This window comes from Bradyrhizobium sp. CCBAU 53415, from assembly GCF_028128735.1.
Classification (GTDB): domain Bacteria; phylum Pseudomonadota; class Alphaproteobacteria; order Rhizobiales; family Xanthobacteraceae; genus Bradyrhizobium.
Genome location: NZ_LBJF01000026.1, coordinates 343,558 through 362,317, shown reverse-complemented (window position 1 = coordinate 362,317; position 18,760 = coordinate 343,558). Strand labels below are relative to the sequence as shown.

19 protein-coding genes and 1 tRNA gene are annotated in these 18,760 nt (G+C 62.4%); 13 read left to right on the top strand and 7 right to left on the bottom strand.

Features of this window, described 5'->3' with window-relative positions; translation table 11 throughout:
• Positions 1-342: 342 nt before the first annotated feature.
• Positions 343-1,233, bottom strand: coding sequence for an N-formylglutamate amidohydrolase (locus tag XH87_RS25775; RefSeq protein WP_271589405.1), 891 nt, complete (start codon positions 1,231-1,233; stop codon positions 343-345).
• A 332-nt stretch (positions 1,234-1,565) separates the two neighbouring features.
• Here XH87_RS25775 and cpdR point away from each other — a divergent pair, with 332 nt between their 5' ends.
• Both cpdR and XH87_RS25765 read left to right on the top strand, forming a co-directional pair.
• A complete protein-coding gene (cpdR, locus tag XH87_RS25770) occupies positions 1,566-1,925 on the top strand; it encodes a cell cycle two-component system response regulator CpdR (RefSeq protein ID WP_007597092.1) in 360 nt (119 codons plus the stop codon).
• Between the two features lie 72 nt (positions 1,926-1,997).
• Positions 1,998-2,072 (top strand) — tRNA-Val (locus XH87_RS25765).
• Positions 2,073-2,396: 324 nt separating this feature from the next.
• Here the strand turns inward: XH87_RS25765 and XH87_RS25760 are convergent.
• Entirely contained in the window at positions 2,397-2,807 is a 411-nt protein-coding gene (locus tag XH87_RS25760) for a DUF1622 domain-containing protein (RefSeq protein WP_158670826.1), read from the bottom strand.
• A gap of 98 nt (positions 2,808-2,905) precedes the next feature.
• Between XH87_RS25760 and XH87_RS25755 the strand changes: the two genes are divergently transcribed.
• From XH87_RS25755 to XH87_RS25720, 8 genes are all read left to right on the top strand, one after another.
• Positions 2,906-4,294: a DUF2254 domain-containing protein gene (locus XH87_RS25755; RefSeq protein ID WP_271589404.1), complete on the top strand. Its 1,389-nt coding sequence runs from the start codon at positions 2,906-2,908 to the stop codon at positions 4,292-4,294.
• Between the two features lie 47 nt (positions 4,295-4,341).
• Positions 4,342-4,956 (top strand): hypothetical protein, encoded by a 615-nt coding sequence (locus XH87_RS25750; protein WP_244429602.1) that lies wholly within the window; start codon positions 4,342-4,344, stop codon positions 4,954-4,956.
• Positions 4,953-6,035: an AI-2E family transporter gene (locus tag XH87_RS25745; protein WP_271589403.1), complete on the top strand. Its 1,083-nt coding sequence runs from the start codon at positions 4,953-4,955 to the stop codon at positions 6,033-6,035. Before XH87_RS25750 ends, XH87_RS25745 begins: the two co-directional genes overlap by 4 nt.
• Before the next feature lie 66 nt (positions 6,036-6,101).
• The gene (locus XH87_RS25740; protein ID WP_271589402.1) at positions 6,102-8,318 is read left to right on the top strand and encodes a DUF3141 domain-containing protein; all 2,217 of its coding nucleotides are present in this window, start codon (positions 6,102-6,104) and stop codon (positions 8,316-8,318) included.
• 29 nt (positions 8,319-8,347) lie between these two features.
• Entirely contained in the window at positions 8,348-9,310 is a 963-nt protein-coding gene (locus XH87_RS25735; RefSeq protein ID WP_271589401.1) for a phosphate acetyltransferase, read from the top strand.
• 5 nt (positions 9,311-9,315) lie between these two features.
• A complete protein-coding gene (locus XH87_RS25730; RefSeq protein ID WP_271589400.1) occupies positions 9,316-10,530 on the top strand; it encodes an acetate/propionate family kinase in 1,215 nt (404 codons plus the stop codon).
• On the top strand, positions 10,527-11,315 hold the full coding sequence (fabI, locus tag XH87_RS25725; protein ID WP_158670823.1) for an enoyl-ACP reductase FabI: 789 nt from the start codon (positions 10,527-10,529) through the stop codon (positions 11,313-11,315). Before XH87_RS25730 ends, fabI begins: the two co-directional genes overlap by 4 nt.
• A 29-nt stretch (positions 11,316-11,344) precedes the next feature.
• Positions 11,345-11,614, top strand: coding sequence for a DUF3551 domain-containing protein (locus tag XH87_RS25720; protein ID WP_271589399.1), 270 nt, complete (start codon positions 11,345-11,347; stop codon positions 11,612-11,614).
• Positions 11,615-11,637: 23 nt separating this feature from the next.
• On the opposite strand, the gene XH87_RS25715 is transcribed toward XH87_RS25720, so the two are convergent.
• The 5 genes from XH87_RS25715 to XH87_RS25695 form a co-directional block, all read right to left on the bottom strand.
• Complete coding sequence (locus XH87_RS25715; RefSeq protein WP_158670821.1) at positions 11,638-12,096, bottom strand: MaoC family dehydratase; 459 nt, start codon at positions 12,094-12,096, stop codon at positions 11,638-11,640.
• Between the two features lie 14 nt (positions 12,097-12,110).
• Entirely contained in the window at positions 12,111-12,761 is a 651-nt protein-coding gene (locus XH87_RS25710) for a 3-oxoacid CoA-transferase subunit B (RefSeq protein WP_271589398.1), read from the bottom strand.
• A gap of 4 nt (positions 12,762-12,765) precedes the next feature.
• Positions 12,766-13,419: a CoA transferase subunit A gene (locus XH87_RS25705; protein ID WP_271589397.1), complete on the bottom strand. Its 654-nt coding sequence runs from the start codon at positions 13,417-13,419 to the stop codon at positions 12,766-12,768.
• 67 nt (positions 13,420-13,486) lie between these two features.
• Positions 13,487-14,098, bottom strand: coding sequence for a hypothetical protein (locus tag XH87_RS25700; protein ID WP_271589396.1), 612 nt, complete (start codon positions 14,096-14,098; stop codon positions 13,487-13,489).
• Complete coding sequence (locus XH87_RS25695) at positions 14,095-15,021, bottom strand: alpha/beta fold hydrolase (RefSeq protein WP_271589395.1); 927 nt, start codon at positions 15,019-15,021, stop codon at positions 14,095-14,097. The genes XH87_RS25700 and XH87_RS25695 overlap by 4 nt, the downstream gene beginning before the upstream one ends.
• 133 nt (positions 15,022-15,154) lie before the next feature.
• On the opposite strand from XH87_RS25695, the gene XH87_RS25690 reads away from it, so the two are divergent.
• From XH87_RS25690 to XH87_RS25680, 3 genes are read left to right on the top strand one after another with little or no spacing between them, the layout of a single operon-like run.
• Complete coding sequence (locus tag XH87_RS25690) at positions 15,155-17,662, top strand: alpha/beta hydrolase (protein ID WP_271589394.1); 2,508 nt, start codon at positions 15,155-15,157, stop codon at positions 17,660-17,662.
• Positions 17,663-17,670: 8 nt separating this feature from the next.
• Positions 17,671-18,534 (top strand): alpha/beta fold hydrolase, encoded by an 864-nt coding sequence (locus XH87_RS25685; RefSeq protein WP_158670816.1) that lies wholly within the window; start codon positions 17,671-17,673, stop codon positions 18,532-18,534.
• 41 nt (positions 18,535-18,575) lie between these two features.
• A complete protein-coding gene (locus tag XH87_RS25680) occupies positions 18,576-18,752 on the top strand; it encodes a hypothetical protein (protein WP_271589393.1) in 177 nt (58 codons plus the stop codon).
• The last annotated feature ends 8 nt before the right edge of the window (positions 18,753-18,760 follow it).

The following is an 18,760-nucleotide window of genomic DNA, read 5'->3' as shown; positions in this document are numbered from 1 at the left end:
GTTCGTATGCAAATGACTATCAACCCATTGAATTTCCTTATCAAAGGAACTGAATCTGGGTTTCTCTGGAAGCAAACGAGCCATGTGTGAATTGCATGGGAAACGGCTCAAAAGCTCTTGCACTTTGTGCGGCGCGGTCGCATATTGTTGCGGTGCGGTAGCGCTTGGCGTTACCGCTGCCCTCCTTGGGCGTTTCCTCCCTAGACTTGGGCCGCTTCTTCATCAGAAGCGGCCCTTTTTTCTTTGCGCCTCTTTTTTCCGCTTCGAGGTGCGCAGTGAGGCGAACACAAGATGCGTTCGCGCCAATCGCCGAGGACGTGATCGTGCGAGAAAAGCCGGCGCCTATTCCGCCGCGGCCTGGAATGGGCCGAGATCGGCGAACGGAATCGTGGTTGCCAGCACGTCGGCGAGAATGCCGAAGTCCGAGGCCACTTGCGCAAAGCGTGCACTTCGCTCGCGTCGCCGCTCGTCCATGTAGATCGCGCGATTGAGCTCGAGCTGCACCGCGTGCAGCCCGCTTGCGGGATTGCCGTAATGTTCGGTGATGAAGCCGCCAGCATAGGGCTTGTTGCGGCCGATCGAATAGCCGAGGCCTGTCATGGTCTCCTCGACCCTGTCGGGAAGCAACGGCGTGCAACTCGTGCCGTAGCGGTCGCCGATCACGACGTCGGGCCGGCGCGGCTCGTCCCTGCTGACGCCGACCGAGGGCATCGAGTGGCAGTCGACCAGCACCACGGTGCCGAACATCTGGTGCACCTTGTTGATCAGCCGGCGCAGCGCGCGGTGATAGGGCTTGTACAGCGTCTCGATCCGCCCTAGCGCGTCGTCGACCAGGATACGGTCGCGGTAGATCTCCTGGCCGTCACCGACCACGCGTGGAATGGTGCCGAGGCCGCCGGCGACCCGCATCGAGCGGGTATTGGCAAAGCTCGGCAGCCGTCCGCTGAACATGCGGGGGTCGAGCTCATACGGCTCGCGATTGACGTCGACATAGGAGCGGGGGAAATTGACCCGCACCGTCGGAAAGCCACGATCGCTCAAATGGCCGATCAGTTCGTCCATGAACGAATCTTCCGACCGCCGCAGCGTCGGCAGGTCGATCCGTGAAGCGGCCAGGAATTCGTCCGGATAGATCGAGCCGGAATGGGGCGAATTGAAGATGACAGGCGCGCGCCATTCAGCGGGCTCGAAGATCTCGAAGGCTGGCGACATGTCGCCGTCAAACCGGGTCATCTTCTCAGGCTTCGTCCCTTCGTGCCGCACGATCCGGACAAGCTCCGGATCCAATGATTCGGCCGGTCGAACGGCTCTTATGTGTCGTCATTGTCCGGAATCGCAACCATTCTGCCAAGCGAAAAGATGTGATGGACGCTGGAACACGTCTTAACCGTGCGGGCATCGCGGCGAGGACCAGTCAGCCCGGCTCGATTGATTCGGAGCTCATTCCAGTCCACAAGGAGCTGGCAGCGCGGCCGGCGCAAGGTAAAGATTTTCACCCCAAATTTACCCTCTGTCGGGCTTAGTGACGTCTGCTGATATCCTCTGGGGATTCGACGTTTCCTGCCATGCCAAAGATCCTGCTCGCCGAAGACGACAACGACATGCGCCGTTTCCTGGTCAAGGCGCTGGAAAACGCCGGTTTCCAGGTCTCGTCCCATGACAACGGCATGGCCGCCTATCAGCGCCTGCGGGAAGAGCCGTTCGAGATGCTGCTCACCGACATCGTGATGCCGGAGATGGACGGCATCGAGCTCGCCCGCCGAGCCTCGGAACTCGATCCCGACATCAAGATCATGTTCATCACCGGCTTTGCCGCGGTCGCCCTGAACTCGGATTCGGACGCCCCCAAGAACGCCAAGGTGTTGTCCAAGCCCGTGCACCTGCGCGAGTTGGTCAGCGAAGTGAACAAGATGCTGGCGGCCTGAATCGGCCCCCTTCCGTCCTTGCGCCGGGTCCCCTGAGCCGTTATAGGGACCCCACCGATGAAATGACCTCTAGGGCACGTAGCTCAGCGGGAGAGCACTACCTTGACATGGTAGGGGTCACAGGTTCGATCCCTGTCGTGCCCACCATCCTCTTCAATGACTTAGGCACCCTGCGCCCGAGGCCTGAAGGGGTGGTTTCCACGAGGTTTCCACCTCAGGCCCGTTTTGGCGTGGGCTGCCCCCAGAGTGGGATGGCCGCCGAAATGCCGCGCTCGGTTTCCTGGTTCTCGGGAAGCGATACCGAAGCAAAGCCGGGCGGGGCAGAAGCAGTACGGCGTCGGGGCTCAACGGTAGTTGCGTTTGCCGGAAGGAAGCCAAAAGCGAGCGGGTTTTCGACGTTCGTTGCTTGGCGTTCGCTAGTCGAGGCAAGTCGCGTCCCCCAAATCAGCGATCGTCCAAAGCAGGCACCGCCTAGCTGGAGGAGTGCTCTTCTCGACCTTGCGCTCGGTCCATGGACGCGCGCCCCGGTTGCCACGGCCAGCGGCCCTCGATTTCGAGCGTCAGTGTCCAGCTCAGGAAGGTGCGGACCAAAACCAGTCCGGCGAGAAGGCCGAGGCTCACGAAGGTGAGTTCGATGGCGATCGTTTTCACGATGTCCGCCGCCACGAGCACCTCAAGGCCAAGCAACAGCGATCGACCGATGCTGATCTTGTAGCTGTCGTAGCGGGACGCGACGTTTCGTTCAAAAATGTATCGGGCGGACCAGATGATTCCCGCGACGATGATGAACACGCCGAAGATCTCGATCCCGACGCCGACAAGGTGAATCCACTGGCTAGTGGCGCTCTCGAAGGAGGGCGAAGGATCGGCGGTGGAATTCATGATTCGGAATCTTCGTTGCGCGCACAGCGCACCGTCACGATGGGTGTGGCGCGTCCACCCAGTGATCTATCATTGATCCACGGGTGCTGTACGCACCATTGATCAAGATCAACAAACCGCTCGCGATCGCGAAGATGCTGTCGCCGGCCGAGTGGACTGATCGGAATCCGGGCATTGTGAAAGGAAGTGGCATGCAGCTCTGGCTGATACCCACGCTTTACGCGATTGCGAGCGTCGCTGCCGGTTTTCTGGTGCCGCGCCTTGAATCGACGTTCCTGGCCGTCAGTCTCAATCTGTCGACGTCCTCCGCCCAGGCCTACCTCTCGGCAGTTGCTTCCGGCATGATGGCGCTGACCGGCATCGTGTTCTCGATCGCCTTCGTGCTCGTGCAGTTCAATGCCGTGGTTTATTCGCCCCGCCTCGTCGTGTGGTTTGCACGCGATCGGCTGCTGTTTCACTCGCTCGGCATGTTTGTCGCGACCTTCATGTACAGTCTCTCCACGCTGGCCTGGGTCGATCGTGAGGTTGCTCAGGGCGTGCCGTTTCTGTCGGCAGCGATCGTGGCGGCCATGCTGGTGTCCAGCGTGTTGATGCTTGCGCAGCTCGTCCAGCGTCTCAACAATCTTCAGATCATGCGGGTGCTGCAGGCGCTCGGCGATACGGGACGGCAGGTCATCGTCAGCACCTATCAGTCCACCCCCTGGCCGACGTCGGGCAAAGCAGCGCGAGCGCAAGAGCACGGCTATTCGGCGGAGCTGACCGTCAAACATGTCGGGAAGCCGCAGTCGGTGACATCGATAGACATCGCCAAGCTGGTCGACCACGCCCGCCGGTTGAACGGTCTCATCGTGATCGAGTGCGGTGTCGGGGACACGCTGCTCGAAGATAGTGTGATCTTACACGCTCAAGGTACGACCACTCTCGTTCCCGAGAAGGAGCTCAGTGCATGCGTTCATCTCGACGAGCAGCGGACTTTCGAGCAAGACCCGAAATATGCAGTGCGGCTTCTCGTCGATGTCGCAATCAAGGCATTGTCTCCGGCCATTAACGACCCCACGACTGCGGTGCAGGCCATCGACCAGATTGAGGATCTGTTGCGCCGGCTGGCGAAGTGTGACCTGGAGGCCCGTCGCGCCTTCGACGAGGGCGGCATTCTGAGGGTAATTTATCGGATGCCGACCTGGGAGGATTACCTCTCGCTCGCCTTCGACGAAATCCGGCAGTTCGGATCGACCTCCATCCAGGTGATGCGCCGCCTGCGCGCTGCTCTCGTTGAACTCGCCGAGTGCGTTCACGGGGAGCGTGCGAAACTCGTTCGCGCCTACCTCAATCATCTCGATTCCGGGATCGAGCGGTCGAGCTTCGATCCTCAGGACCGTGCGGCGGCCCGTATCGAGGACCGGCAGGGGCTGGGCCTGCCGCACCATCACGGGGCGGGAGCGGCAAGTCCGGCAGGCTCAGACGAGAAGGGGCGGGCGGTCTCGTGATCACGCAAGCAATCGGATTGACGCGCGCGAAACTGCGAGCCCCGCGCGTGGCGGCGGCGGCGGGGATCCTGTTTTCGATCCTGCTTCTCGCGGTATTCTGGTTGATGCGCCGGTCCGTGCCGGCCGATCCGCTCGAACCAGGTGCATGGCTTCACGGGGGGGCCAGCAACGTCGCCTTGGCATTGAACCTCGTGCCCTTTGCCGGCGTGGCATTCCTGTGGTTCGTCGGCTTTCTGCGCGACCGGCTCGGCACGCGCGAGGACCAGTTCTTCGCAACGATCTTCTTCGGCAGCGCTGTGCTGTTGCTCGCCATGTTGTTTGCCGCCGCCGCCGTCATCGGTGCCGTCATTCTTGCCTTCCACGCTGCGCCGAACGTGCTGATCAATTCCGCGACATTTCATTTTGGCCGCGGCCTCGCGTACGGAATGGTCAACATCTACCTCGTCAAGACCGCCTCCGTGTTCATGATGACGACGTCGACCATCGCCCTCTACACGGGGCTTACGCCGCGCTGGCTCGCCTTTGGTGGATATGCGGTTGCCGCAATTCTCCTCATCGGAAGCTACTACATCGACTGGAGCCTCGTCGTCTTTCCCTTCTGGGTGCTGTTCGTGAGCATCAACATCTGGCTCAAAGGAGATGAGCGAGAGGTGTGCCCGTGAAGACACTACGCCAGCTTCTCACTGGAGAGGAGTTGATCCGGCTCGTCATCCGCCTTGGATTGCTGGCTCTGCTGATCGTGTGGACGCTTGTTCTGATACGCCCGTTTTGGACGATCCTCGCCTGGGCCATCGTGCTTGCGGTCGCCTTCAACCCCGTTTTCATCAGGCTGGCGAAGACCCTGGGGGGCCGGCCAAAACTTGCGGCCGGACTTCTCACTGCAGTCAATCTTGCGGTCCTCATCGGGCCGGCCGCCTGGCTCGGCGTCGGCGCGGTAGAGGGGATCAAGGATCTTGCCGGACAGCTGTCTGCCGGTGAGTTCAGAATCCCGTCTCCGCCAGAGGCGATCAAGGGCTGGCCGCTGGTTGGATCGCAGCTCTACGAATTCTGGGACCAGGCATCATCGAACATCCGCTCGGTTCTTCGCCAAGTGACCCCCTATCTGAAGCCGTTCGCCGGACCGCTTCTCGCACTTGCGGGCGATGCCGGCGTTGGCGCGATCAAGTTTCTGCTGTCGGTCGCAGTAGCAGGATTGATGCTGCCGTATGGCCACCTGCTCGTGGCCGCAAGCAGGGGCTTCCTGTCGCGCATCGTGCCGGAGCAAAGCGAGCACTTCCTCGATCTCGCGGGCGCGACCATCCGCGCGGTATCGCAAGGTGTAATCGGTATCGCGGTCATCCAGGCCTTGCTGGCCGGCATCGGTTTCAAGCTGGCAGACGTCCCGATCGCTGGCCTTCTGGCATTCATTGTGCTGCTGCTGTCCATCGTGCAGATCGGCGCCGCGATCGTCATGCTGCCCGTAATCGTCTGGATCTGGACCGACAAGGACATTACCACGGCAGTTTTGCTGACCCTGTTTCTCGGGCTTGTCGGCATTCTCGATAACGTCTTGAAGCCGCTCGTGATGGGACGAGGGCTCACCACGCCGACGTTGGTGATTCTAATCGGTGTGATCGGTGGCACGCTGGCGCACGGAATCGTGGGTCTCTTCATTGGGCCGATCATTCTGTCCGTCGCGTGGGAGCTGACGGTGGCCTGGATACGCACCGGGCCAGCGTCGGAAGCAATCGTCGACCGTTGACCTAAGTCAACGTCCCCCGTTCGAACCGGCTCTTTCTATGAATGTGCGGACGAGAGAGGTCGGAACATGTCGATGGAAACTCTAGATCTGCCAGGCGGTCCGATGTCCGGGCTCGTTGCTTCGGCGGTCGAATATATGATCGATGCAGGCCAGCGCAGTGTGCTGTTCCTGGACATCATGCGCCGGCGCGGCGACCAATACCGTGAACATGTCGCGCAGACGGCGCCGCATGTCCTGCAATACGCCGCCGAGTTGATCGTCGACGGCCGTAAGCTCGACGAACCGGTCAACTATGCCCTGGTCCGCATCATTCCTCCCAAGGGAGTCGAGATCGATCTCGAACAGCGGCCGTTTATCGTGGTCGATCCGCGCGCCGGACACGGCCCGGGCATTGGCGGTTTCAAAGCTGACAGCGAGATCGGGGTGGCGATGAAGGCGGGCCATCCCTGCTATTTCATCGGCTTTCTGCCGGAACCGATGCCGGGACAGACCATAGAGCGCATCGCGCGGGCCGAGGCGTTGTTCATCGAGAGGGTCGTCAGCCTGCATCCAAAAGCCGACGGCAAACCCTGCGTGATCGGCAATTGCCAGGCCGGCTGGGCCGTGATGATCCTGGCGTCCCTGCGGCCGGAACTGTTCGGGCCGATCATCATCGCCGGCGCGCCGCTCGCCTATTGGGCCGGTGTGCATGGCAAGTATCCGATGCGTTACTCGGGCGGACTGCTGGGCGGAAGCTGGCTGACGGCGCTCGCCAGCGATCTTGGCGCGGGCAAGTTCGACGGCGCCTGGCTGGTGCAGAATTTCGAGAACCAGAATCCGTCGAACACGCTGTGGACCAAGCAGTACAACGTCTATTCGAAGATCGACACCGAGGCGAGCCGCTACCTCGAATTCGAACGCTGGTGGGGCGGGCACGTCAATCTGAATGCGGAGGAAATCCAGTTCATCGTCGATGAGCTCTTCATCGGCAACAATCTCGCCGCTGGCAACATCGAGATGTCGGATGGCCAGAAGGTCGATCTCCGGAACATTCGATCGCCCATACTGGTGTTCTGTTCCGAGGGCGACAACGTCACCCCGCCGCAGCAGGCGCTGGACTGGATTCTCGACTGCTACGCGGACGTCGACGAGATCAGGGCCTACGGGCAGACCATCGTCTATACGGTTCACCAGAGCGTCGGCCATCTCGGCATCTTCGTCTCCGGCGGCGTCGCCAAGAAGGAGCACGCGGAATTCTCCGAGAACATCGATTTGATCGATGTGCTGCCGCCGGGGCTCTATGAGGCAACTTTCGAGGCCAAGGACGAGCAGACGACGAGTTCGGATCTCGTTGTCGGCAAATGGGTCATGCGCTGCGAGGCGCGGACGCTCGACGACATCCGAGCCATGGGTGGCAATTCACCGGAGGACGAGCGGCGCTTCGCCGCCGCCAAGCGCGTTTCGGAGATCAATCTGGCCGCCTACCGGAAGTTCGTCCAGCCCTGGGTCAAGAACGTCGTGAGCGGGCAGTTGGCGGAAACGATGCGCAACCTGCATCCGCTGCGGCTGCAGTATGAGGCATTCAGCAGCCAGAATCCGCTGATGGCGACGGTCAAGTCCGCCGCGGAGGCGATCGAGGACAATCGCAAGCCGGCGTCGAAGGACAATCCATTCCTGGCGTTCCAGGAACAGATGTCCAAGCAGATCGTCCACGCGCTGGATAGCTGGCGGGACGCGACGGAGGCGCTGAGCGAAACGATCTTTCTCAATGTGTATGGATCGCCTGCCGTTCAGGCAGCGCTCGGGGTCGATCCGAAGTCGGAGCCCTCGCGCCGGCGCGAGATGTCGGCCGAGCACCGCGCGATGCTCGAGAACCGGATCGCCGAACTGAGGTCTAGGATCGGCGAGGGCGGCGCCCGCGAGGCGGCTATTCGCAGTCTGCTCTATATCGGCTCTGCGCGCGGTATGGTCGACGAACGCAGCATCGAGGCGCTGCGCCGAGTGCGCCAGGATTACGGCGGTCCGCGTCTGGCGCTCTCCGAATTCAAGATGCTGGTCCGCGAGCAGTTTTTCATGCTGCTGCTCGATCTGGAAGGAGCGCTCGCGGCGATCCCGAAACTGTTGCCCGAGGACATCAATCAGCGCCGGGCCCTGTTCGCGTCGATGCGTGACGTGCTCTCCGCCAGCGGCGAGATCAGCGGCGAGCCCGCGATCCGCCTCCAGCGGATCGCCACTATCCTTGGCATCGATGCGGGAGAAGCGACCAATGTTGCCCCTTTCGATCCCAGGGCGAAAGCATCGTAGCGGCCGTTGAAAGCATCGGGAGCAACATCATGTCAGCCGATAAAGCGCAATCGCAATCTCCCGGCAAATATGACCGGTTGATCGCGAAGGCCAAGACCGTCCCTCCGGTCCCGACCGTCGTGGTGCATCCCTGCGACGAGACTGCCCTGCGCGGGGCCGTCGACAGCGCACAAGCCGGCATCATCCGGCCCACCCTGGTCGGACCCGAAGCCAAGGTCAGGGACACCGCAAGGAAATTCGGCCTCGACATCTCGGGGTTCGAAATCGTCGATGCCGCGCATAGCGAGGAAGCCGCTGCCAAGGCGGTCGAGCTGATCCACGCCGCGAAAGGCGAGATGCTGATGAAGGGCAGCCTGCACACCGACGAGTTGATGCGTGCCGTCACGGCGAAAGCGGGAGGTCTGCGTACCGACCGCCGGATCAGCCATGTGTTCGTCATGGACGTGCCGGCTTATGCCGAGACCTTGTTCGTGACGGACGCCGCCATCAACATCTTTCCCGACCTCGACGCCAAGCGCGACATCATCCAGAACGCCATCGATCTCTACACACAGGCAGGTTTCGGCAAGGCGCCGCGGGTCGCTATCCTGTCCGCGGTCGAGACCGTCACTTCCAAGATTCCATCGACGATCGAGGCCGCTGCGTTGTGCAAAATGGCCGATCGCGGCCAGATCACCGGCGGTGTGCTCGACGGACCGCTCGCCTTTGACAATGCGATCGATATCGAGGCCGCGCGGATCAAGGGCATCAAGTCCGACGTCGCCGGCCGAGCGCAGATCCTGGTCGTTCCGGACCTCGAGGCCGGTAATATGCTGGCGAAGAATCTCGCTTATTTCGCGAAGGCTGATGGTGCCGGCGTCGTGCTCGGTGCCCGCGTGCCGGTCGTCTTGACATCGCGTGCCGATACGCCGCGTGCGCGCATGGCCTCCTGTGCCGTGGCCTCGCTCTACGCCAATGCGCGTCGCCAGCACGCCCCAACAGTCGCCGCGTGATCGCCATGGATACGATCCTCGTCGTCAACGCCGGCTCCTCCAGCGTCAAATTCCAGATCTTCTCGGTCGAGAGCGAGGGCCGGTTGCGGCGGCAGATCAAGGGCCAGATGGACGGCATAGGCAGTCGTCCGCGGCTGAAGGCGAGCGGCGGGGGCGGCGACCCCTTGGCCGACCGAGCCTATCCGATCGAAGCGGTGCCGGACGTTTCAACGGCAATGGGCGTGGCCGGCGAGTGGCTGCGAGAGGAGCTACGCATCCACCCGATTGCGGTCGGCCATCGCGTGGTGCATGGCGGTCCCGATTACGACAAGCCTGTCTTGATCGACCACGGCGTGGTAGCGCGGCTGGAGCGCTTCATCAATCTCGCGCCGTTGCATCAGCCACACAACCTGTCGCCGATCCGTTCGATCCTGACGAAGTTTCCGAGCCTGCCCCAGGTCGCCTGCTTCGATACCGCATTTCACCGCACCCACGGCGCGCTTGCCGACCACTATGCGATCCCGCATCAGCTTCACGCGGAGGGCGTGCGACGCTACGGCTTTCACGGCCTGTCCTATGAATACATTGCGAGGACCCTGCCGAGTGCCGCGCCTGACGTCGCGAAACGCCGGGTGATCGTTGCTCATCTCGGCAGCGGCGCCTCGATGTGCGCACTGATGGACGGACGAAGCGTCGAGAGCACCATGGGCTTCACCGCGCTCGACGGTCTGCCGATGGGAACTCGTCCGGGCCAGCTAGATCCCGGCGTCGTGCTCTACCTCATGTCCGAGAAGGGAATGTCGGCCACGAAGGTGCAGGACTTCCTCTATCGCGATTGCGGCCTGAAGGGCCTTTCCGGCATCAGCAACGACATGCGAGAGCTGGAGAAGAGCGAGGATCCCAAGGCGAAGCTCGCTATCGACTATTTCGTGTACCGGATCGGCCTCAGCGCGGGCATGCTCGCGGCCGCCCTGCAGGGCCTCGACGCCTTCGTCTTCACGGCCGGCATCGGCGAGAATTCCGCAACCGTTCGCGCGCGCGTGGCTGGGCAACTCGGCTGGCTGGGCGTGACGCTCGATCAGACGGAAAATTCGCGCCATTCGCGGCTGATCTCGCGCCCTGAGAGTCTCATTCCGCTCTATGTGGTGCCGACCGACGAAGAGCTGATGATCGCGCAGCATACGCTGTCGCTGCTGATGAACACACCATCGAGCAACCCCAAACAAGAGAGGGTGTCATGATTCCCGTATACCCGGAGACCAAGGTTGCCCTGAAGGGCAAGAAGGGACTCGTGGTCGGCATCGCCAATGACCAATCCATCGCCTGGGGCTGCGCAAGGGCCTTCCGCGCGTTGGGTGCCGAGCTGGCGGTCACCTATCTGAACGACCGCGCCAGGAAACATGTCGAGCCGCTCGCGCAGGCGCTGGAGGCTCCGATCTTCATGCCGCTCGACGTCATGGTCGAAGGCCAGACCGAGCAGGTTTTTGAAAGGATCGCGAAGGAGTGGGGGCAGCTCGATTTTCTGCTGCACTCGATCGCCTTCTCGCCCAAGGAAGCGCTGCACGGTCGCGTCGTCGACGTTGGCCGCGAAGGCTTCCTCAAGACCATGGAGGTCTCCTGCTGGTCCTTCCTGCGGATGGCCCATCTGGCCGAGCCGCTGATGAAGAGCGGTGGCACGATGTTCACCATGACCTACTACGGCAGCCAGATGGTGGTCGAGAACTACAACATCATGGGTGTGGCGAAGGCTGCACTCGAATCGGCCGTCCGTTACGCAGCAGCCGAGTTGGGGCCGAAGGGCATCCGCGTGCATGCGATCTCGCCGGGACCGCTGGCCACCCGTGCGGCCTCGGGCATTCCCGAATTCGACGAGCTGATGGACAAGGCCCAATCGAAGGCGCCGGCGCGCAGCCTGGTGAGCATCGACGATGTCGGCAACGCCACCGCATTCCTGGCGCTCGACGGGGCCAAGCTGATGACCGGCGGTGTGCTCTACATCGATGGCGGCTATCATATCATCGATTGAGGCAGACCCGGTCGGATACTGGAGGTAACATGCGCATCGCCGTGCTGAGCACGTTGTTGCTGGTCATCGGTTCTGTATCAGGACAGGCCCAGACCTATGACCCACGGTATCCGGTCTGCATGAAAGTCTATGAGGGGTCTCTGGGCGGCGGTGAGTGGATTGATTGCAGCTACGCGTCGATCCCGCAATGTCGGGCGTCAGCATTGGCCCGGGCGGCCATGTGTGAGATAAATCCGTACTTCGCTCAGGCGCAAAGGCGCCCCTTCGGAAGCTACCACGACTACCGCCAGCCGTATTGACTGGTTGGTGCGCCTGCCAGCACCTACCGGTAGTGCAGTGCGATCAGCTCGGCGACACAGGCCGGCCTTTTGCCGCCTTCGATTTCGATCACGAGATGATAGTTCACGCGCAGGCCGTCGGGTGGCACGTCCTCCGCTTCCGCGATGGTAACGCGCCCTCGTAGCTTGGATCCCGCTGGCACTGGCGCCAGGTAGCGGATCCGGTCCGCGCCATAGTTCAACGTATTGCGCAGGCCTTTCAGTCCGATCACGGATCGAATGAACAGTGGCGCGAGCGCCAGCGACAACAATCCGTGCGCGATGGTCTTGCCGCCGGGCATTTCCGCCTTGGCGCGCTCCTGATCGACGTGAATCCACTGCTCGTCGCAGGTGGCTTCCGCAAACTGATTGATGCGCTCCTGGCTGATCTCGATCCAGTCGCTGACACCGATTTCGGTGCCGACCGCCGCCTTGATCTCCTTGAAGTCGCTGAATATCCGCATGTTGCCTCGCCCGCTCAAATCTTCATTTCGGGGACGGTACCGCCAACGACGAGTTCGGCGTCCGTGACCGCCAGGACCTCTCCGACGCCGATGCCTGGAGCGGTCTCGAGCAGCGTCGCCTTCCCATCGGGAAAGCCGATCACGGCGAGATCGGTGACGACCAGGCTCACCGGCCGCGAAGAGGTAAGGGGCAGGTTGCACCTCTCTACAATCTTCGATTTGCCCTTGGCCGCGTGCTGCATGGCGACGATGACGCGCTTTGCACCGCTGACGAGGTCCATCGCGCCGCCCATCCCCGGGACCATCTTGCCGGGGATCATCCAATTGGCGAGAAGCCCGTGCGCATCCACCTGCAGGCCGCCGAGCACGGTGACATCGACGTGCCCCCCGCGGATCAAGCCGAACGACATCGCACTGTCGAACGTGCTTGCGCCCGGCAGCGCACTGATCGGCCGGCCGCCGGCGTCGGTGAGGAGGGGATGCTCCAGGCCCTGCTCGGGGATCGGGCCGGTGCCGATCAATCCGTTCTCGGATTGGAAAAACACCTTCAAGTCGGGTGAGACATAATTGGAGACGAGCGTCGGAATGCCGATGCCGAGATTGACGAGGTCGCCGGGCCTGAGTTCCTGCGCGACGCGCCGGGCGATGATCTCCTGTGCGTCCATGAATTCACCCGTTCGAATTGGTGATGAGATAGTCGACGAGCGGTGCAGGCGTCATCACGTGATCGGGCGCAATGACGCCAACGGGCACGATGTGCTCCGCAGTCACGATCACGGTATCGGCCGCCATCGCCATCACCGGGTTGAAATTGCGGGAAGTCAGCGCGTAGGCGAGATTGCCGAGGTAGTCGGCGAGGAAGGCATGCACCAGCGCGAACTGCGCGCGCAGCGCGGTTTCGAGCAGATACGGCTTGCCGTCGACCTCGATCTGGCGCTTGCCTTCCGCGACCAGCGTGCCGACGCCGGTCGGCGTGAGCACGCCGCCGAGTCCGCAGCCGCCGGCGCGAATACGCTCGGCGAAGGTGCCTTGCGGAATCAGATCGATCGCGACCTGGTTGGTCAGCATCTGCTGCTGCGCCCTGGGATTGAGGCCGATGTGGGTGGCGGTCAGGCGCGACACCAGCGCTGCGTCGAACAGCTTGCCGACGCCTTTACCGGGCGTGGCCGCATCGTTGCTGATGATGGTGAGGTTGCTCTTTTTCTGACGAACCACCTCGTCGAGCAAACGTTCCGGTGTCCCGACCCCCATGAAGCCGCCAATCATGATGCTCGCGCCGGTTGGAATCATCGCGACGGCTTCCTCGACGGATACGGCCTTCATGGTCGGAGCTCCGGTCAGTTCGTCAATCGAATGTTGGCGGGCGGCGGGCTCGATCCTTTGATTTGGGTCAAGGCTTCGCGTCATTCTCGCTGCGCGAAATACCGATGCTCTCCAGCATCTCGCGCCATAGCTTGCGCACCTCGGCGTGGCGCCGTTCGAGCGTGGTGCTCACCGCATCGCGAAACGGAATGAGGCTTTCGCCCTTCAGGAACATGATTTGCGCCTGCAACAGTCGGCCACTCTCGAACTCGACGCGACGCAGCGCCATCGCGAAGGGATCGTTCGCGTTCGCCTCCAATGGAAGCAGCGCCGCCGGCCTGATGCCGGCGTGGACAGCGTGAGCGAGGGTCGCAAGATCCACGGCAAGAGCCAGGGTCGGATCTGGAATCCCCTCGGCCGGTGCAGGAAACCAAGCGGTCTCCCAAGCCGCGGCGAGATAGGCTAGGGCGAGGTCCGGCGTCCAACTCGTTGCGCGCAGGAGCAGAGAGACGATCTCGGACTCGTTGTAGAACTGCGCGTTCAATTCGGCTTGCCAGGCTGATTCCAGCCTTGGAGGCAGGGCGAGAGCGAAGCGACGCCCAAGCGCACCGTGAGCCGAGACCAGGAAGCTCGCGACGCGGGTCTGCTGCCGGGCGGGCACGCGGCCCTCCGCATCCATCGGGCCGAAGAACGCGCTCATGCGGTTGTCCCCTGGACTGGAATCGCACGGAGATGATCGTAACCCGCGGGAAACGGCATGAGCTCGCCACCGGCCTCTTCCGGGGCGATCCAGACGGCCTTGTTGCCCTGCCAGCGCCCGGCCAGCACGTCGTCGGCGAAGCGGGCGAGCAGATCGGCCGTCAGCGCCGGCTTCTCCAGCGTGAAGGCATGATAGGCCCGCGGGACGATGACGAGGGAGCTGTCGGGAATCTGAACGCGCAATGTCTCGTGCAGCGCGCGCGGGGTGAGGAAGTCGAACTCACCGTTCAGGATCATCGTCGGCACGCCGATCGACGGCAGTTGCGACGTGAGCGGTTGGAAGTCGAGAAAGGATTCCATCAGATTCTGCAGGGCGTAAACGTCGTTGACGAGCCAGCCCTGCCGTTTCACGCTGTCGAGCTTGTCCAGCACCGGCGCGAGCCATTGATCGGAGACATTCATCGGCAGCAGCAGATCCTGCAGATAGCTCGTCCCGCCGAGGATCAGGCCGGCGCGCAGCGCGTTGCCGAGCAGGAAAAGTTGCGGTGGCAGCTCGGCAAAGCAGCTCATCGGCACCAGCCCGGCCAATCGCTCGCCATGTGCAATGGCATAGCGCAGCGCGATCAGACCGCCGAAGCTGATGCCGCTCAGGAACACGGGCCCGCTGCCGAGCTCCTGGATCAGGAGGTGCAGGGCTGCAACCTGATCGTCCTGGCTGATGAAGAGGGCGGGCTTGTCGGACTCGCCTTGACCGAGCAGATCGAAGGTTGCGACGCGGAATCGCCGTGCGACGAGCGCGTCGCGATAGGCGATCCAGAGCTCGGCATATTGCGTGAGACCGTTCACAAGCACGTAGGCCGGCGCGCCGGCAGGGCCGTCAAGCTCGTAGCGAATCCGGTACGAGCCGTGGCTGAGGAAAGGCATTGCGGCGATCCGGCGGGTAATTTGGTGCCGAAGCATCCTCGGTCAGAAGTTCGGCAATCCGTTGAGTTAAGTCAAAGGATGCCGCGTGGCCGCTCCTAGCCTTCGATCAGAACATTTGCCGGAGGAATCTACCATGAGTGGGAGACAGGCCATACGTCGTCTTCTCGTGAGTTTGCTGCTGCTGCTGATCGGCACCTCGCTTGCGCTCGCGCAGCCATTCACGCGCCGCTCGTCGCAGATGCAGCATGACGAGCTGAAGAAGACCTACGAAATTGCGAACTTCCGTCTCGGCGGGAAATACGACCTCGCCGATCCCTCGAAATGGGAGAATGGCGGTGAGGGCGGCGTCACGCTGGAATCACTCGGGGCCGGCAAGCTGCGCACCGCCTACATCGCGGTCGGAACGCCGCGCCGCAACGCGGCGGGGGAGATCACCAACGCCGTGATCATCAACTCCTACTACTCCGGCGATTCCACCGACATGTACGAGCAATGGGTCAAGGGTGCTGCCTTGTCCGGCGGCGTGCCGATCATCGGCCCGGGCCGGCCGATCGATACCGATCGTTATTATGTCGTCATGGTCGACCCGCTCGGCACCTGGGGTGCGAGCAAGCCGTCGGACGGGCTCGGGATCAAATTCCCGCAATACAGCTACTACGACATGGTGCAGGCCAATTACCGCATGCTTCGTGATGGCCTGAAGATCACGCATGCGGCGCTGATCACCGGCGTCTCCATGGGCGGCACCCAGACGTATGTCTGGGGCGTCATGCATCCGGAATTCATGGGCGGGCTGATGCCGATCGGCGGCACGACGCAGTCGGACGGCGACGATCCCGTCGGCAACTGGACTTTCCAGATGATGACGGCGGCGATCCAGTCGGATCCGGTGTGGCAGCAGACCAGGGGCGACTATTACAAGCTGCCCAAGGAGAAGCATCCCGTTCCGGGTCTCGCGTTCGGCTGGTCGATTCTCGGCATGACCGGCTACGATTTTGCCTTCCGTACGACTCAGAACTGGAGTGCGGTGCAGCCCGAAATCTTCTACTGGGATCCGCCGAACGAGAAGGCGGCGCTGAACGTCATCAATCGCGCGAAGCTCTACGACGCTGTCGATCTCGTCTGGCGCAACCGGGTTGGCGAGACCCACAACGTCAATCCCTATCTCGGCCGCATTCGCGCGCGCACGCTGGTGATGCACATCACCAACGACCTCTGGCTGAACTTCAAGCTGGCCGAGAAGGCCGTCGACCGTGTTCCAGGCGCACACCTCATCGCCCAGGAGAGCCCGGTCGCGCATTACGGTGTGTTCCCGATCATCAACCAGCGCAAGAACGATCCGAAGTTCGTCGCCTTCATGGATGACGTGGCAGCGCTGGATCGCGCGCAGACCTTCGAAGACAAGAACTATCGCGTGCCCGGCGTGGCGGAAAACATCGATCCGAGGAAGTCCTTCTGGAAGGAGTTCGTGACCTACCCCTATCCGGTCAAATACGCCAACGCGAAGGACAAGAGCGGCAACTCCTGGCAGATCGGCTACATGGACGAATATGCCGGCACCGACAAGGATCCGAAGGTTCTTGTCATCATCCACGGCAAGGGCGCGTTTGCCGGGCACTACGGCAACGTGATGCAATATGCCCTGCGCAGCGGTGTGCGTGTGATCGCGCCCGATCTGCCGCACTACGGCATGTCGGGACCCGGCAATCTCGACAAGAGCCCGGCCCGCACCATGCAGGACATGCGCGAGGTCATCCATGACCTCGTGGTCAACCAGCTGGGCGTGAAGAAGGCCTTCTATCTGGGTCATTCGCTTGGTGGCCAATTCGTGATGGGTTACGCTCTGACCTGGCCGGACGCGGTGCAAGGTCTCGCACTCGAGGCGCCCTCGGGCCTTGAGGAATATCCGCGCGACATCACCATCGCCAAGGACAAGAAGGCCAGACTGTTCGATTCGGCCTTCGACCACGACTTCGACAAGTGGAAGGCGACCTGGGGCCCGACCGGGATCCTCGAGGCCGAGATCAAACGTTCGGAGCAGAATGTCCGCGACTTCTTCTACTTCAAGAAGCGCGATCCCGAGATCAACGTGGTCTCGGCCGCCAAGAGCGGCTACTTCTTCAGCGACAGCGAGTATGCCCGCTTCCACACCGAGCAGCGCGTCGGCTTGATCAAAGGCAATCCGAAAGAGCTCGAACAGTGGTGCAACGTCTTCATCTACGACATCTACACCATCGGGGCCGAGCTTCAGCAGGATGATCCGAAGAACCTTTACGAGCGGCTCACCCAGATCAAGGCGCCGATCTTCCTCTCATTCGGCGACAAGGAGCCGTTCATCCCGACGCCCGCCTTCAACGGGCTGACGGATCTCGGGCGGGACGTGATCACGCCGTTCATGACGCGGATGACCAATGCCGGCAACCGGCCGATTCTGAAGATCTATCCGGAGACCGGGCATTTCATCCATACTGACAATCCGGTGGAATTCCCGGCCGACGTGGTGGACTTCGTGACCAGGGGGACGGTGGATACCTCTTCTCCGCTCGGCACGGACCGCATGATCAAGGGCGCGGTGGTCTCGGCTTTGCCGGTGGCGCCGACGCCGCCCGGCGCCGCCCCCACAGCCGGCCTGAACAAGTAGGGTAGGTCATGACAAAGGTGCAAGCGGGCGAGGTCCAGTTGGGTTGGCGGCAGTGGGGAGCAGGCGACGTCACCGTCGTCTTCATCCACGGCAATCTGGCCAGCAAGGACTGGATCGAACTCGCCGCACCGCTGTTTCCCTCGGGGCTGCGCGTGATTGGGATCGACTGGCGCGGTTGCGGCGACAGCGACCGGCCGAAGCCGGTTGCCGACTATTCCAACTACTCGATGAAGCAACATGCGCAGGACCTGCTGGCCGCGCTCGATGCGCTCGGCATCGCGTTCTGCCACCTCGCCACCCACTCCACCGGCGGTATCATCGCTGCGCGGATGCTGCTGATGCACCCGGAGCGGTTCGGGCGGGTATTCGCGCTCGATCCCGTCACGCCGCTCGGCATGGCCTTCAACGCCGACCAGATCGGTGTCTTTCGCGCGATGATGGCGAGCAAGGAGGTGACGCGGGCGGTGATGGCGACGGCGGCGTCTTCGCTCTTCGTCCCCGAGAGCCTTGCGCCAGACACGGTGCCGCGGTTTCGAGAGGGGCTTGGAGACATCCAGCCGTTGTTCGAGCGCATCCTCGATCAGACCTTTGGTGTATCCGAAGGGATCTGGATCGGCACGCCCATCAACCTCAACCGCGAGTGGGAAGGCAAGGAGCTGGAGCGCCGGATGGCCGAGATCAGGCATCCGCACCTGGTGCTGTGGGGAGAGCGGGATGGGTGGATCCCGCCGGCGGATCTGCGAGCAATGGCGGCGGCGATGCCGGATTGCCGGCTGGTGATCGTGCCCGGCGTCGGCCATTCGATGAATCTCGAGATGCCCGCCCTTTATGCCGGCTATTTCGGTGCCTGGTTCGGAGGACTGGCGAGATAGTAGCATCGCCATCGCCAACAACCGCGTGAGGAGAAACCATCATGGCCGGAACGACCAAGCTCTCCGTCGAGAAGGCGCTCGAAAAGCTGCGCCGCGACGAACTGCAGAAAACCGGGTCGGAACAGCGCGATGAGAAGACCGAAGCGCTGCAAAAAGAGATCAAACGCATGAGAGCACAACGGCAGCGCCTCGACACGACGTCGCCCAAGCGCAGTTGAGCTTCGTT

Coding starts and splice junctions, on each gene's coding strand:
- XH87_RS25690 (WP_271589394.1), top strand. CDS start 15,155: ATGAGTGGGAGACAGGCCATACGTCGTCTTCTCGTGAGTTTGCTGCTG.
- XH87_RS25705 (WP_271589397.1), bottom strand. CDS start 13,419: ATGAAGGCCGTATCCGTCGAGGAAGCCGTCGCGATGATTCCAACCGGC.
- cpdR (WP_007597092.1), top strand. CDS start 1,566: ATGCCAAAGATCCTGCTCGCCGAAGACGACAACGACATGCGCCGTTTC.
- XH87_RS25715 (WP_158670821.1), bottom strand. CDS start 12,096: ATGCGGATATTCAGCGACTTCAAGGAGATCAAGGCGGCGGTCGGCACC.
- XH87_RS25775 (WP_271589405.1), bottom strand. CDS start 1,233: ATGACCCGGTTTGACGGCGACATGTCGCCAGCCTTCGAGATCTTCGAG.
- XH87_RS25695 (WP_271589395.1), bottom strand. CDS start 15,021: ATGCCTTTCCTCAGCCACGGCTCGTACCGGATTCGCTACGAGCTTGAC.
- XH87_RS25720 (WP_271589399.1), top strand. CDS start 11,345: ATGCGCATCGCCGTGCTGAGCACGTTGTTGCTGGTCATCGGTTCTGTA.
- fabI (WP_158670823.1), top strand. CDS start 10,527: ATGATTCCCGTATACCCGGAGACCAAGGTTGCCCTGAAGGGCAAGAAG.
- XH87_RS25730 (WP_271589400.1), top strand. CDS start 9,316: ATGGATACGATCCTCGTCGTCAACGCCGGCTCCTCCAGCGTCAAATTC.
- XH87_RS25680 (WP_271589393.1), top strand. CDS start 18,576: ATGGCCGGAACGACCAAGCTCTCCGTCGAGAAGGCGCTCGAAAAGCTG.
- XH87_RS25685 (WP_158670816.1), top strand. CDS start 17,671: ATGACAAAGGTGCAAGCGGGCGAGGTCCAGTTGGGTTGGCGGCAGTGG.
- XH87_RS25740 (WP_271589402.1), top strand. CDS start 6,102: ATGTCGATGGAAACTCTAGATCTGCCAGGCGGTCCGATGTCCGGGCTC.
- XH87_RS25710 (WP_271589398.1), bottom strand. CDS start 12,761: ATGGACGCACAGGAGATCATCGCCCGGCGCGTCGCGCAGGAACTCAGG.
- XH87_RS25760 (WP_158670826.1), bottom strand. CDS start 2,807: ATGAATTCCACCGCCGATCCTTCGCCCTCCTTCGAGAGCGCCACTAGC.
- XH87_RS25735 (WP_271589401.1), top strand. CDS start 8,348: ATGTCAGCCGATAAAGCGCAATCGCAATCTCCCGGCAAATATGACCGG.
- XH87_RS25700 (WP_271589396.1), bottom strand. CDS start 14,098: ATGAGCGCGTTCTTCGGCCCGATGGATGCGGAGGGCCGCGTGCCCGCC.